Origin of the sequence: Pseudoalteromonas luteoviolacea S2607, assembly GCF_001625575.1 — a bacterium.
GTDB classification, from domain to species: Bacteria; Pseudomonadota; Gammaproteobacteria; order Enterobacterales; family Alteromonadaceae; genus Pseudoalteromonas; species Pseudoalteromonas luteoviolacea_E.
The window spans coordinates 266,615-281,535 of record NZ_AUXV01000001.1; the positions used below are offsets into that span (position 1 = coordinate 266,615).

General features: G+C 40.2%; 15 protein-coding genes. 9 read left to right on the plus strand and 6 right to left on the minus strand.

Going from position 1 to position 14,921, the window contains the following annotated elements; all coding sequences use genetic code 11:
• Nucleotides 1–2 precede the first annotated feature (2 nt).
• The 9 genes from N480_RS01270 to N480_RS01310 are packed head-to-tail and all read left to right on the plus strand — an operon-like array spanning nucleotide 3 to nucleotide 7,896.
• Complete coding sequence (locus N480_RS01270; protein WP_063370718.1) at nucleotides 3–992, plus strand: SDR family oxidoreductase; 990 nt, start codon at nucleotides 3–5, stop codon at nucleotides 990–992.
• Nucleotides 992–1,792, plus strand: a complete 801-nt coding sequence (locus N480_RS01275; RefSeq protein WP_063370719.1) for a transketolase — start codon at nucleotides 992–994, stop codon at nucleotides 1,790–1,792. Before N480_RS01270 ends, N480_RS01275 begins: the two co-directional genes overlap by 1 nt.
• Nucleotide 1,793: 1 nt before the next feature.
• The gene (locus N480_RS01280; RefSeq protein ID WP_063370720.1) at nucleotides 1,794–2,282 is read left to right on the plus strand and encodes a hypothetical protein; all 489 of its coding nucleotides are present in this window, start codon (nucleotides 1,794–1,796) and stop codon (nucleotides 2,280–2,282) included.
• A gap of 24 nt (nucleotides 2,283–2,306) precedes the next feature.
• A complete protein-coding gene (locus tag N480_RS01285; RefSeq protein ID WP_063370721.1) occupies nucleotides 2,307–2,906 on the plus strand; it encodes a hypothetical protein in 600 nt (199 codons plus the stop codon).
• Nucleotides 2,884–4,002: a radical SAM protein gene (locus N480_RS01290; RefSeq protein WP_063370722.1), complete on the plus strand. Its 1,119-nt coding sequence runs from the start codon at nucleotides 2,884–2,886 to the stop codon at nucleotides 4,000–4,002. Before N480_RS01285 ends, N480_RS01290 begins: the two co-directional genes overlap by 23 nt.
• A gap of 57 nt (nucleotides 4,003–4,059) precedes the next feature.
• Nucleotides 4,060–5,508, plus strand: a complete 1,449-nt coding sequence (locus N480_RS01295) for a PfkB family carbohydrate kinase (protein ID WP_063370723.1) — start codon at nucleotides 4,060–4,062, stop codon at nucleotides 5,506–5,508.
• A 3-nt stretch (nucleotides 5,509–5,511) separates the two neighbouring features.
• On the plus strand, nucleotides 5,512–6,213 hold the full coding sequence (locus tag N480_RS01300; RefSeq protein WP_063370724.1) for a nucleotidyltransferase family protein: 702 nt from the start codon (nucleotides 5,512–5,514) through the stop codon (nucleotides 6,211–6,213).
• A 39-nt stretch (nucleotides 6,214–6,252) separates the two neighbouring features.
• Nucleotides 6,253–6,918 (plus strand): class I SAM-dependent methyltransferase, encoded by a 666-nt coding sequence (locus N480_RS01305; RefSeq protein WP_063370725.1) that lies wholly within the window; start codon nucleotides 6,253–6,255, stop codon nucleotides 6,916–6,918.
• Nucleotides 6,919–7,896: a GNAT family N-acetyltransferase gene (locus N480_RS01310; RefSeq protein WP_063370726.1), complete on the plus strand. Its 978-nt coding sequence runs from the start codon at nucleotides 6,919–6,921 to the stop codon at nucleotides 7,894–7,896. It begins immediately after the preceding gene.
• Nucleotides 7,897–7,954: 58 nt separating this feature from the next.
• On the opposite strand, the gene N480_RS01315 is transcribed toward N480_RS01310, so the two are convergent.
• The 6 genes from N480_RS01315 to fliD are packed head-to-tail and all read right to left on the minus strand — an operon-like array spanning nucleotide 7,955 to nucleotide 14,911.
• Nucleotides 7,955–9,319 (minus strand): NAD(P)-binding protein, encoded by a 1,365-nt coding sequence (locus N480_RS01315; protein WP_063370727.1) that lies wholly within the window; start codon nucleotides 9,317–9,319, stop codon nucleotides 7,955–7,957.
• A gap of 20 nt (nucleotides 9,320–9,339) precedes the next feature.
• On the minus strand, nucleotides 9,340–10,656 hold the full coding sequence (locus tag N480_RS01320; protein WP_063370728.1) for a DUF4910 domain-containing protein: 1,317 nt from the start codon (nucleotides 10,654–10,656) through the stop codon (nucleotides 9,340–9,342).
• Nucleotides 10,657–10,658: 2 nt separating this feature from the next.
• Nucleotides 10,659–12,743: a 6-hydroxymethylpterin diphosphokinase MptE-like protein gene (locus tag N480_RS01325; protein ID WP_063370729.1), complete on the minus strand. Its 2,085-nt coding sequence runs from the start codon at nucleotides 12,741–12,743 to the stop codon at nucleotides 10,659–10,661.
• An 11-nt stretch (nucleotides 12,744–12,754) separates the two neighbouring features.
• Nucleotides 12,755–13,054, minus strand: a complete 300-nt coding sequence (locus N480_RS01330) for a hypothetical protein (RefSeq protein ID WP_063370730.1) — start codon at nucleotides 13,052–13,054, stop codon at nucleotides 12,755–12,757.
• Nucleotides 13,044–13,472, minus strand: coding sequence for a flagellar export chaperone FliS (fliS, locus tag N480_RS01335; RefSeq protein WP_063370731.1), 429 nt, complete (start codon nucleotides 13,470–13,472; stop codon nucleotides 13,044–13,046). The genes N480_RS01330 and fliS overlap by 11 nt, the downstream gene beginning before the upstream one ends.
• 17 nt (nucleotides 13,473–13,489) lie before the next feature.
• The gene (fliD, locus tag N480_RS01340; RefSeq protein WP_063370732.1) at nucleotides 13,490–14,911 is read right to left on the minus strand and encodes a flagellar filament capping protein FliD; all 1,422 of its coding nucleotides are present in this window, start codon (nucleotides 14,909–14,911) and stop codon (nucleotides 13,490–13,492) included.
• Nucleotides 14,912–14,921: the final 10 nt, after the last annotated feature.

The window sequence follows — 14,921 nt, forward strand, 5'->3', positions numbered from 1 at the left end:
TAATGAAAGCAATAGTAACTGGTGGCGCTGGGTTTATCGGCTCACATATGGTCGACAAACTCGTACAAGAGAATTACCAAGTAATCGTACTCGACAATTTAGCTAATGGAAGGCTAGAAAATATTGCTCACCATAATAGTAACGTCGAATTCATAAATGTTGATATTGGCGCACCTGATTTTTCAGTTGAACATTTATTTGAAGATGTTGATTATGTTTATCATTTTGCAGCGTTAGCAGATATCGTACCATCGATTAACAACCCTATTCAGTACCACAATGCCAATGTTCAGGGTACTTTAAATATTCTTCAAGCAAGCCGCAGATCCACTAAGCTTAAAAAGCTTATATATGCTGCATCTAGCTCTTGTTATGGTATTCCTGATAAGTATCCAACACCAGAAAATACACCCATAGACCCTCAATACCCATATGCTTTAACCAAGACAGTGGGAGAGCAGTACGCAATGCACTGGGCAGCAACATACGACCTTCCCGTGATATCAACTCGCTTTTTTAACGTATATGGTCCAAGACACAGAACATCTGGTGCTTATGGTGCCGTATTTGGTGTCTTTTTAGCACAACTTTTGAACAAACAGCCTCTAACAATTGTGGGGGACGGTGAGCAGACTAGAGACTTTACGTTTGTCACTGACATTGTCAATGCGTGTTATATTGCAAGCCAAAGTAACTATAAAAATCAAATATTTAATGTGGGAAGCGGAAATACATACAGTGTAAATTACTTAGCAGAATTATTAGGTGGAGAAAAAACCTATATTCCCAAAAGACCAGGCGAACCTGACTGTACATTTGCTGACATCACTGAAATTACTGAAAAGTTGAATTGGAAACCAGAAGTATCCTTTGAAGAAGGCGTGCGTATCATGCTCGATAATATTGAGCAATGGCGCACAGCTCCAGTGTGGAATGAGCACAGCATTGGAGAGGCAACACAAGCCTGGTTTAAACACTTAGGAAATAAATAATGTTAAATGCTAATGATATTAGGCAAAAAACAATCTCTTTTTCATGTGCCACTGGCGCAGGACACCTGGCTCCTGCTCTTTCGACCGTCGAAGTACTCACAACAATGTTCAATGACTACTTAAAGTACACTCCGGGTAACCCACACGATGAGTCTAGAGATCGTTTTATTTTAAGTAAGGGGCATGGTGCTTACGCCTATTATATCATTCTAAATCAATTAGGCTTTTTACCCGACCATGAACTCGAAGGCTTCAATACGCCCTCAGCATCAATAAAAGGCTGCTTGACTGAAAACCCGGATTACATGATTGAAGCTTCAACAGGCTCCTTGGGTCACGGGTTGCCTATTGCTGTGGGCATGGCACTCTCTTTTAAGCTACAGAACAAACCCAATAAAGTAATTTGTATGGTTGGTGATGGTGAAATGCAGGAAGGGAGTAATTACGAAGCAATGATACTTGCACTGCGTTTTAAACTCGATAACTTATTAATTATCATTGATGCCAATGACTTACAAGCAATGGGTAAAGTTGATGATATCGGCGTAAGTAACGATAAACTAGCCGTAATTTTACGCTCTTTTGTCGACTCTCCTTCTTCATTTTTTGATATCAATGGGCATGATGAAAAAGCAATATCGGATGCCTTTAATAACTTTTATAATCAAGAACATCAGAGCTTTTCTGTCATGTTTGCCAGAACTGTCAAGGGCAAGGGGTTGAGCTTAATTGAAAACTCATCAAAGCATCACTTCAGGTGTCCAACTCAAGATGGCTATGTGCCGAAAGAAGGGGCGTAAAATGAATCAATTATGTTCAAAAAAACACGTAATGGAAGCAATATATCCCTACTTTAAAAATGATGAAAAGTACGTGTTACTCGCTGGTGACATGGGTTTTGCTGTATTAGATAGTTACTTTGACAACCACCCTGACCGCGCTTTTAATACAGGGATCAACGAGCAAGCAACTATGAGTATGGCAGCAGGCCTTGCAATTACTGGTATGAAACCAATTATTTATTCACAGATCCCGTTTATTACAATGCGTGCTTTTGAGCAATTTAGATATGACGTCAACGAGCATAGTTTAAATGTGAAAGTAGTCGGTGTAGGTGCTGATAATTACTTCGCACCTTTGGGTCGAAGCCACTGCATGGATGACGATGATGTTAGTTTAATCTCGATTTTAAAGAATGTAGAAATCATTTCTCCAACAATTGAGTCTTTGAACAAAGATGTTGATAAAATGATGGGAACATCTGGTCCTTTCTATATGCGTTCTTTGTAATCTTGGGGAAAGTGAGGTAGCCAAGTGAAAAGTAGTTCAGAATATACCAGTCAACTAGATAATGAATCCCTATGGATTAGCGTAGCCGAAGGCAAAGTGGCGAGTGCAAAAACTACCCTAGACAACCAAGACGCAAATTTATTTTGTGAGCAGGTCGTTGGTATGTTACTTGCCGATGCAGCTTATTACGGGGCAAAAACAGTGCTAGAACAGCACAATAACAATAGGTCACCGGGTATTACATTTGTAGATCAAAACCCAACCTTGTTGCAATTAGATACGCTGATCAAAAAGATTTTTGATGACTCAACGCAACCTGATAGCCCACGTTATGTATGTGCAGCGCAAAGATCATGGGCAGAGCTCCCAAAAAATGAGCAGGTGGAAGCTGTTCAATCACATTTAAACGACTATTTTGAAGGAAATAGTCTTTACAACAGTCAGTCTGTATTAATTGATGTGAAATTTAATTCAATACAAATCGATCTCTCAAAATTCGTACCTAAAAGCCAACTTCAAAAAGTGTTAGTAAAGCTTGAAAAGTACTTGCGAGAGTCTCTTGGTAATATCCCAGTTATCGTGCTAATTGAGGAGTATGAAGATGCAAACAAAAAGCGACAATAAATATATTTTAGATGCGACTAAAATCGCTTGGCATCATGATCGCATTCTAGAATGGAAGCGAGGTAAACGAATTGCCCCTATTACAATAGACATGGCCCTTACAAGAGCGTGTAACTACGGTTGTCATTTTTGCTACGCTAGATTACAAGAAAATGACCGCTTCGATATTACAAGAGAACATATTGATGACTTTTTAGATGATTGTAAAGAGTTAGGTGTTAGGGCTATTTCTCTAGTAAGTGACGGCGAAAGTACATTGTCACCGCACTTTGAGCACACAGTAATAAGAGGATCAGAGCTTGGTATTTCTATGGCTGTTGCGACACATGGCTTCAACTTTAAATATGACATGCTAGAACGTATCCTCCCCCACCTTACTTATTTGCGGGTCAATTTCTCAGCCGGTGAGCCAAAAAGATATGCTGAGATCATGGGAGTGAGAGAAGGCCACTTCCACCGTGTCGTCCAAAATGTGAAAGATATGGTCGAAATAAAGAAGCGCGACAACCTAGATGTAACAATTGGCCTTCAAATGGTACTTATGCCTGAAGATGCAGATCAGGTTGTGCCTTTGGCAAAAATAGGTAAAGAGATACGTCCTGACTATCTAGTAGTCAAACACACAAGTGACAGTGAAGATGGTAAATTAGGCGTTGATTACTCAAAATACGCTGAACTTCAACACATATTGGAAGAAGCAGAGTCATATAGCGACGAAACTTATCAAGTCAGTGTAAAGTGGTCAAAGATTAATGCCGAAGGTAAGCGCAGTTATCAGCGATGCTATGCTGCACCATTCCAAATTCAGATTTCCGGTTCAGGCCTCATCGCGCCTTGTGGGATGTTGTTTAACGAGAAGTATAAACGCTTTCACATCGGCAACATAACAAAGCAAAGATTTAAAGACATTGTTTTGGGTGATAAGTACTGGGAAGTCATGCAACATTTAGCATCTATGAATTTTGATGCTCAAAAAATGTGTGGTTCACTATGCCTGCAACATAAACCTAATGAGTTTTTGGATAATGTTGAGAAAGGTAAAGTCAAGCTAGAAAAGCCTACCGGCAAACCACCAGCTCACCTAAATTTCATTTAAAATAAAAAAGTGCATCAATTAGATGCACTTACACCTCAAGGTATAGAGTACTAGGTTATGCAAACAATACTAGTGACTGGCAAGTTCGACATTTTACACCCTGGACATGTGCGTTTACTCAAATTTGCCAAAGAGTGTGGCGCTCACCTAACTGTTGCTGTAATGAGTGACGAGGTGATGAGCCAATCATGTAGTGTCAACGAGCAACATCGTTTAGAGCTTATCCAATCTTTAGGCTCTGTAGATTCAGCGTTCATTAGTAATGAAAACGCCGTGGAGTTGATTCACAGACTTAAGCCAGACGCTGTCATTAAAGGTAAAGAGTTTGAAGAAAGAGATAATCCAGAAAAGGCTGCTCTAGACACATATGGTGGTAGACTAATCTTCGGCTCTGGAGAGTTTGACATATCTACACAACATTACATGAGCCTTAAGCGTAACCTTCAATTGGGTAAGTCTTTTGATTTCAGTAAAACAAAAGATTATGTAAAAAGACATAACATTTCTTCCACATCAATAACGGATCTTTTCAAGAAAATAAATAACTTGAAAGTATGTGTGATCGGGGAAGTTATTGTAGACCAATATGTTCAAGGCACCGCTATAGGAATGTCTCAAGAAGACCCTACAATTGTCATTACTCCAAACACAACGGATACATTTTTAGGTGGCGCAGCCATAACCGCGGGACACATCAAAGCGATGGGCGCAGCAGAGGTAACATTTTTATCTGTGCTCGGGAAAGATGATTATGCCAACTATGTAAAAAGCAACATAGATGAATACAATTTATCCTGTCACTTTTATACTGACCCTAGTAGGCCAACACCTTTAAAGACTCGTTATCGAGCTGGTAATAAGACACTACTTCGAGTCAATCAATGTCGACAGCATAAAATATCAAAAGAAGTCCAAAACGATCTTTATAATCAATTCGAAACTATCGTTAAAGATCTAGACATACTTGTATTTTCAGATTTCAACTATGGACTTCTACCTCAAGATTTAGTCAATAGGCTTTGCACACTGTGTGAAAAGAACAACGTGACTATGGTTGCAGACAGCCAAACATCTTCCCAAGTTGGAGATATTTCACGTTACAGTAATATGCACTTGCTTACCCCAACAGAAAAAGAAGTTAGAGTAGCATTAGGTAATGTTGATGATGGCTTACCTATTCTAGCGCAAAAACTTTGCCAAAAAGCTACCCCTAAGTTTTTAGTTATTACGCTTGCGAATGAAGGGATTTTTATACATATCCCGACATCAGATAACCTCTGGGAAAATGATATGTTACCTGCAATTAATCGAAAAGCAGTTGACCCAGCAGGTGCTGGAGATTGTTTCCTAGCAGCTAGTGCACTCGCACTTGGTGCAGAAGCAACACCTTGGCAAGCTTTTTTCCTAGGCAGCATCGCAGCAGCCTGTCAAGTTGACACATTAGGAAATAAGCCACTAGAAGCTCAGGCACTTATCCATACAATCAATGAACATTTTAATACCTAACATATGAAAGCTATACTCCTAGCAGCAGGTTTAGGGACTAGACTTAGACCCATAACTGATAATATTCCAAAGTGCTTAGTACCAATTAATGGATACCCGTTATTAGGGTTGTGGATAGATAAACTCATCGACTTAGGTGTAAAAGAAATCCTTATTAATACACACTACTATGCCGATCAAGTTGTTAAATTTGTTGAACAACACCAGCATAAAAAACATATAAAACTCGTCTACGAGGACATTTTATTAGGCACAGGCGGCACTTTAGTAAATAATGCTGAGTTTTGGCAAGGCCACAATTGTTGGGTGATTCACGCAGATAACTATTGTGAAGATAGCCTGATAGATATGCTAGTTTGGCACAAAAGTCATGCCGACTTTTCAGATGGCACTGTGCTTACATTTGAAACAGACACCCCGTCCGCTTGCGGCATCGTACAGCTTGACGAACGAAAACGCGTGATAGGTTTTCAGGAAAAGCCTCCAAACCCAACTAGTAACCTCGCAAGCGGAGCACTTTTTCTTTTCTCTGCAAATGTGTATGAGCAATATTTTTCATCACTAACAAAAAATACTTTTTACGATCTAAGTCGAGACATCATCCCAAAGATGGTGAACCACTTAACAGCTTATCATGTTAAAGGGAATTACTTAGATATTGGAACACCTGATACTTACCACAAAGTGCAATCTCTGCAATGTTAAATTGCGTGATGTTTTAGGTAAAAAATTGGAGATATATTTATGGCTTTTTGCGAAAATTGGGACAAACTCTATCGAAACAATCAACATATGTCAGTTTGGCCTTGGAGCGATGTCGTCAGCGTGTCGCTGCGTCATACTGAGTTAAAGAATGCCTCGGACGATTTTAGAGTACTTGAAGTTGGATGTGGTGCAGGTGCTAACTTCCCATTTTTTCTGACCTATACAAATAATGTATATGGTATAGATGGCAGCGACTTCATTATTGGTCAACTGCAACAAAGATTTCCATCAATTAGTGAGAATTTGTTTTGTGGAGACTTTACTCAACCTTGGCCATTTAATAAAACCTTCGACCTGATAGTCGACAGAGGTGCTTCTGTTCACAATCCACCCAGCAGTATCAAACGCTATCTAAAGACCGCACTAGAGCAATTGAAGTCAGGTGGTGTATTAGTCATCACAGACTGGTTTAGCACCGAGCACTCTGAGTATGAAAGCGCGCCTGAATCAATTGATAAATATACTAAAGCAGGCTACGTACAAGGACCTTTTGCACAAGTTGGTAATGTTAATTTTTTTGACAAAGAGCTAATCTTAGAGCTAGTCACTGATTTCGAGATTATCTCACTATCACATACTGTCAACACCAGCCATAATAGCGAAGATAGATACGCATCGTGGAATATGATACTGAGAAAGCCATAAATGAAAAGTAAATACAAGCTGGTAAGTTGTGAGCTTGATGCACAGTGGGATCAATTCGTAGCACGATCCCCTCATGGTAGTGCCTTTTCTATGAGCCAATTTATCGCCACAATAGACGTTAAAGTTCACTCTTTTTATTGCTGTAAAGGTAATGAGAAAATCGCAGCAATATTATTAATTGTTTCCGATGATGGATGTTCGGTGATTGGCCATCATGATGTCATTTATGATGGTATTATTCACAGAAATACGCGCCATTTAAACAAGGCACAGACTCATTCGGAAATGTTTTCAGCTCAAGAGTTTATTAGTCAATTTTTAGCAGACAACTACCAACAAGTACACCTTAAGCTACATCCTAATATTGTTGATATTAGGGCTTTTCAGTGGGTTAACTATCACAATGATGGTAAGAAGTACTCTACAAACATTCGTTACACCTCTGTGTTAGAAATTAGTGAGTTTGAAAATCCGGATTTACCTTTTGATGATTCTCAGTGCTACTTGAACAGCTCTGTATCTAGACGGCAGGAAATACGGTATGGGTTGAAAAAAGGAGTTTCTGTATACGAGTCGAAACAGTATGACCTATTTGCTCAGTTTTATGCTTTAACTATGTCGCGTCAAGAAATTGATATTTCTCAACAACAAATAAATAAGCTAGCTCACATGATTGAAGTGCTCCATAGTTCGGGTCTTTTGCTATTAGTTGAAGCAAAAGACCAATCTGGACGCATTGGTAGTTTCGCAAGCTATTTAATCCTCAATGACACTGCATACTACTTTTATGGTGCCAATGATCCACAAATGCGTGACAGTCATACTGGAACTGCTGTCCTTTGGCAGTCCATCCCTCTTTTAGTTGAGCGAGGAGCTCGCCTTTTAGATTTAGAAGGAATAAATAGCCCTAAAAGAGGTTGGTTCAAACTCAGTTTTGGTGGTGAAATTATCTCTTATTTTCATCTTCATTTAGGCTAAATATAACGACCATTAAAAAAGGCACCTATTTACAATCGGTGCCTTTTAAATTGAGGGTTTAAAGTCTATCTATTGATTCAAATGCATCTATAAGTACGTCAGCTTGGCGCCAACACCTACCACTATACCGCCCCGACACAATTAAATTGTCTACACTTTTATCTAATAACTCAAAATTATGTAGATTGACATCTTTAAACTCTTTAGTTGGGACTGGGAAAGTATTATTTATGGCTTGTGTTTGAGAGCTTACCACCTGTGCGTTTTCATCAACGATAGACATTGCTTTGAGCTGTGCTACAACATGCTCAAGTGAATAAGATGATACTTCATCAGGCGAGCACAATATCTCTGCCGTCAAATGGTGGTGGACTGCACTTTTATCCAGATTAGGGTATAAAGTCAGTCTAAAGATATCTGTACTACTGTCCCACACCCAAAGATAGTGAGACTTCCTGTTAATCAAAGGCTTGTCAAAGTTTAAATGAAATATAACTGCTGTTCTTAATTCCATTTGTCCCCGTTGTGGCTCTAGCCCCAGCGCATTCAGCGCAATAAACGGCGGTGCACTCCAAAACAGTAAATCACATGAAAGTACTCTGTCCGAAGCCAATTCAATATGGGTAATTTTCGTGCCCGAACGAACTATCTTTTTAACTCGCTCTGACACAATAACTTCCACTCCAGCTTGTTCAACCTGTGAGAGCAGCTCTTGAATCCAGTGTCCTATACCTTCACCATTATTAGGGTAAAAATATTTTACATCTGGCAATTTGTCACGTTCTTTTCTCGCCAAAAAATCCTGCTCGGTTTGATAACCCAATTTGTTATCAAAGGCCGGAAGCTCTTTGAGCTTAGCTGCGACACCAGCCGGCAATGCCAAGATACGAGTGAACCCAAATAAGCCGGCATCCATTGTAAGCCCTCTTACATCGACATGTTTGCCATACAGTTTCTGTAAAATGGGCACAACAATGCTATGAGTAAAGACTACACCCAAAGAATTAATGCAGTGATCATAAATAAATTGCTCTGATGGCTGAGCAGTTAAGTTAATCAACTCGCCACACCCCTGGGAGTATAGCGCGGGCTCCAATTTTTGAGCATTTGGAAAAGGACTGGTCAAATCCCAGCTTCCGGCAAAATAATTACCCGACTCAAGTTTATCAATCGTATTCCAGAGAGATTTATCGTCTACATGGCCAAATAAAATTTGATCAAGCTCTTCAATGCCCGTGGCGTTAGGGATGTGAGATCCCATATCATACGCTGCACCTCTGCTATCCTTTATCGAGCAAAACAGTCCGCCTATGCGCTCTGCTTGTTCAACCAAAACAACGTTATATCCTCTCTTTTTCAACAACAAGGAGGACACCAAACCACAGACTCCACCGCCAACTACCACTGCGTTTTGATTTACCATGACAACTCCTAAACTGCTTTTTACGATCTAACCATCTTCAAGAGCCCTTGTTCTTCCAACTTGTGAATAGCCGTAGCCATATCGCCAACAGAAACTCCCAGCTTTTTCGCAATCTCAATAGTGTCATGTTCACCATCACCGTAACTAAGCAGCATCTTTATTTGGTTTAGTTCATCCACTTGCTTTTTTCTTTCTTCACTAAAAAAGCTGAGAGTTGGGTACAACCCGCGATTACCAAGCTGTGGCTCACCATAAGGATACTGGTTTTCAAACACAGCGGATTGTTCCATCTCAAGAAAAACTCGCTCGAGTTTATCAATGCTATCTAGCAATGATTCAATACCCATATATTCTTTATCGTCCAATGACGTATGATATTGAGGGTAGCCGTCATGAAAACTGCGGCTCACACAGCATACAGGTAACTGGAAGCCAGGAGCATTGTATTGCCTTTCATCAGATCCAGATAATGGAGAATAAGCGATGTTGCGGTGACCATGTCCATGTTCATTCAGGTGATAAAGCAACTTGTCTAATAGTCCATTATCATTACGGCTGTGTTTGAAGGTTAATTCTTGCTGTTTCCCTCCTACACAGTTAATAACTAGACCAGCGACCATATTTTTCGAAAAGTTCTTATGCTCCAAATGCAATAGCCCTAAACTGCCTATTGTTTCAGGATGCAAAGCAAACCTATAGGTATAACGGCGCTTTGGCCACTTCTTTATCCGATGATATAGACCCAACAGCACTAAAGGCCCGCTGAGTTCATTGTTCGCCATAGATGGGTGACATAGGTAAGAGCTCAACAAAACCTCTTGCTTGCTGTCGCCCTCTAATATTGTTTGCGCAATATCTAGATTACCATCAACAAACTCGCTTTTTACTACTGCTCTGTAATTACCCTCTGGCAGATTATCTCTTACTTGCTGAGATAAACAAAACCCCCAACGCTTTTTGTAATAACTCGTAACGTAAGGAATGGCCGTAGGCTGTTCTGGTAAGCTGTAAAGGTGGTTTTGTAGTTCATCGAGCGGTAACGTCTTATCCACCGCTTCTGAGTAGTTAACAACCTCGAGGTTCAAGCGCTGCATATCTGCAACTTTTGTCCCATCTGGCGCCTCTAAATAGGCTTCACTGCAATGCCACTCTTGTGGAACCTGCCAGTCAAAAATCTGAGTACCTGTTTTTATTGAACTGATTTCCAATGGCATATACTGTGCAAAAATATGGTAGCTCTGCCTTAAACCAGGGCCTGTGATAGAGCGTAATATGGGAAATAGCTTGTCATACAAGTCACTATAAAATTGCTCAGATTCAGTGTAAGTTTGAGTCACTTTTAATCCCTTCCTAAGTCACACTTTTCGCGATAGTTATCTTTATAGTAATCTTTCATTTCAGATACGTAGCCTTGCCATAAATTATTAATTTTTTGGTAGCTCTGCAACGTAAACTCTTCATCTTTATACGTATACAAGAGTGTTAGCATAGGGCAGTGGTAGTACAATAACGCCCCCTTTATCATATGAAATAAATGATTTAACGCCGTATTTTTAAATGAATAAACATACCTAGCCTGTCGCATTAACAACTCTGACGCTTCCACCCTGCTTTTTACTGGCTCTTTGGTAAGACTTAAAATGTGATCACAAATTTCGTTAAACCCTTTTACACCAACTAATTCATCATTGATTTTTTCTAAGTTAAAAGGGGTAAAAAAGTCAGTTTTTAGCGACTCTACCTGCGAAAATTTATCTGCTTTGGTTGGTATAGGAAGGAGCTCTTCAGCAGGGATTTCATAAGCGCCCGTCAACTTTGCCCCACTACCTACATTGTAAATTGTTCTTTTTGGATAGTACTCAATAACGCTTTCTAGCTGGCTGTGCGCCATCATGAACAAATCGTTCGTCTCGACTTGCCCACCAAAGTTAGCTGGCAAGTATTTACCATCCATTTTCAAACATAACATACCTTCTTCGTCTTCATCATTTTGATTCTTCTTATAAATGCTGTCCTTACTATGATGCTCGCCTGTCAATAAATTGCCATTATCGATACCAAATAAGTAGATGTTTTTGAAACCAGCATATAGTGCAAAAGACAAAGCCGCATTTGCCACCACCGGATTACAATATGGAATAAGAGGTATCCCTTTGCCCAGCTCTGTGTGGCCCAATATTTCGAGTAAAAACGTGCCAGCTTCACTACCTTTACCAGCAATGCCTGCCCACTTGTAGCGATCGATGTTGTCCGGATAAAGCGTGTTGAGTCCAATCAAGTTTGTTTTTTTATAGACTTCTTCAGGTACTATGTCCCCAAAGATTTTATAATTTGAATAAGGTCGTTCGACAAGGATATGGAAATCGGCTTCTATTCCTTTGTTATACAAGGTCGCAATAGATGTACCTGCAGCAAGCAAAATGGCATTTTGCTTATTCGCTTTGATAAACGCTTCTGCTTCATCCAGTGACGGGCCGTTACCCATTATAAAAACCGGCGTTGACAGGTCTATCCCTGTACTTTGATTGCCTGTCAAAATAGGGGCATTTTTCTCTACTAGGTGGATACTGTGAGAAAGGCCAGTGATAGCATCATTAAAGAAGCCGTGCCCGAATTGAAATTTAAAGTATTCACGAGACCATTGCTGGATGAGCTGCACAACTTCAGATTGAGGCGTATGTTGATAGCAAAAGCTACGTACTAATGAGAATGCACCTATTCTTTCGACTAACACTTCCAGATCTTTTATAAACGTACTGGTATCTGCACCGAGCTGGAAGAACATATTTCCACCACGCTCGTCTACTTGCTCGATCAGCTTATACCAGTCGGTACAAAATAAACTGGCAAAGAAAACTTCTAGATCAGGCTCTACAAGGAAGATGTACTCAAAATTTACTCGATTAAATAGGATCTCCAAATGATAACCAAGCCCAATACCAAATAAAATCCCAGTTGGAAAATGCGCAGGTAAGGAGCCCAAGTGCGGTTCGTTTTCTGCTTGGATTTGTTCCATTGACTCCGACAACGACCTCATGTATCGCACATGAATTCGCTCATCATCATCGCTGGTTGCATAAGAGGTATAATCTGTCGCGCAATATACAGGCGTCTTAATATTCAACTCTACCTGAGCTTTGCTTTGAGCAATGGGATCGTCACTATAAAGCGGCGCACTATAGCCTTTGGGTACAAAGTTACCATGACCTGATTTAGTTACGTGTATACAAAAGTCATCACGTACAGAGAATTCACTAAAGGTTTTTGCAATATCAGGGTAGTACTGTTCAAAGCAGGCCATATTTTTGGCAAACCGTTCGTTGGCTTGCTCTGCAAAAATAGCTTCTCTTTTCTGGTGTTCTATGGATTCAGATAATTTATCATCTAAAGATTGGATTTGTTGTTCGATTGATTTTTTATTCATAAATGTTCTGGCTACTGCATGCCTTTATATGCATTTATTTTTTTCTTGTTAGATAAGTGTTTACCAAGTTTTTGGGATACGTCTGCTTTTTGACTGCCTAGCAAGTCACTCAACTCACCTATCTTGTCATAAAAGTGCGTAAGCATAGAAATCTGAGTGTCAGAAAGCTCAACGTCTTGATTCGCAAATAGCTGCTTTATACACTCATCTATTTTTTGCACTTCTCCCTGGGCATCTTCCAGCTTTCCATTGTGACAATACACTTCAAGCTGGTCTAAAAATAAGCCTATATCATCTATACTAGCCGACATTCGCATCTGTGCCATTTTGCCCTAACGTTTTTTCTCTCACATCATAAGGAATGGCATCCCAGGCAGATTTGATTTCTTTCAATAAATTAGAGACTTCGTCAATAATAGCAGGGTCATTTTGCAAGCTGGCATCTAGCAATCTATCTAGCATGTAAGAATACAGAGCATATAAATTTTCTGTTACCTCACCACCCACTTCAAAATCTAGACAATCTCTCAACGCGTTAATAATCGCAGAAGACTTTGAAATATGTTCAGATTTAGCTTCTAAATGCTTTTTCTCAATTGCAACCTTGGCAAGCACCATTTTTTCGATTGCACCCGCCATCAACATTTGAATTACTTCGTATCTATCAGCACCTGCAACTCGGGTTTTAAGTGCCTCACGCTGATAGTTTTTTACTCTTGCGTTATACATAACGGCTCCTTAGTGTGTTATTTCTTGGTAAATCCTGGCAGGTTTGCAAGCTGCGCGCCTAGATAGTTTTGTGTTTGCTGCATTTGCGCAATTAAAACATCCAGACCAGCATACTGCTTCCTTAACCTTTCTTCCAAAGATTGCATTCTATATTCATGGTTTACTACATCATCCTCTAAGTCTTTAATTTGACTGTTGAGGCTATCTTCCCTTTGTTTTAGTAAACCACCTGAATCTACATAGTTACCAAGTAACGATTCGAGTTCTTTGGCAACACCATTAGGTCCTGCAAAGGCTGTGCCAATATCATCATAATTTGAGTCCATGGCATCATTTAAACTACGAACTAAAGATGACTTCTCAAGGTAGCCTTCTTTATCTATTCCTAAACCGATATCAAAAATCGAGCCAAATGGGCCAGCATCGGTCAGTGGCTTTGACAATGCCGTGACTAATTGGTCATCCAAGCTACGCATAGACGAGTCGCCATTGAGCGGTTTTCCGATTCTTGTTTGAAACCCGATCTGGCCTATTAATGCATTATAGTTCGAAATAAACTCATCTATTAACGTAGTTACCGACTCCCTATCGTAGTCGATATTAAGCTTGGCTGTTTCGTACTGTGAAGTTGTCGCGTCTTGTACACTAAGCGCCTTCGCAGTGATGGTCATGTCTTGTACTGCGTCTTTAAAGGTGTTAGTTGCACTGGTCACTTCAAGGCCATCAACCGTTATTTTTGCATTTTGTGCTTTATCAGCGTCCGCAATACGCATGCCGCCTGTCGGATTAGTTGACGCGTCATAGGTTTCTATCGCATCTAGTTCGGAGGTGTCACTGGTAATGACCAAATCATTGCCATCGCCAGTTTCATTTGAGGTTAATACCAGCTTACTACCGATAGCAGCGTCACCGGTATTTACGATGTTCGCTGTTACGCCAAAGTTAGTATCACTTGCATTGATGGCATCACGTAATTCACTTAACGTCATACCCGCTGTTACTGTTAAATCGAAAGATTTCGAGCCTGCGGCAAAAGACAGAGTTCCCCCAGACGCGCTTACAACTGCATCACTTGAGGCAAACGCGTTATCTGCACTGACAGCGCGGCTACCCTGTGCCAATTGCGTTACCGCTATATCGAAATCACCTACAGAAATTTTTGACGTAGGAGTAACACTGATGATGTCACCGCTACTCGGCTGCGTTATATTTGCAACACGTTTGTTGAAATTGTCTAGATCTGCCAATTTTTCGACAGTATCGTTAAGTTTGGAGATAGCAGATTTCACTTCGCCAACCGCTGATAACTCAACTTTTAGCGCTTCATCTTTTTTCGCGAACTGTTGCATCTTGGGCACATTTTCAGCATCCACAGACGCCTTAATGATACTCTCAAGATTCAAACCTGAACCAACGCCCGCTGACGTAATAAGTGGCATTTTGCTACCT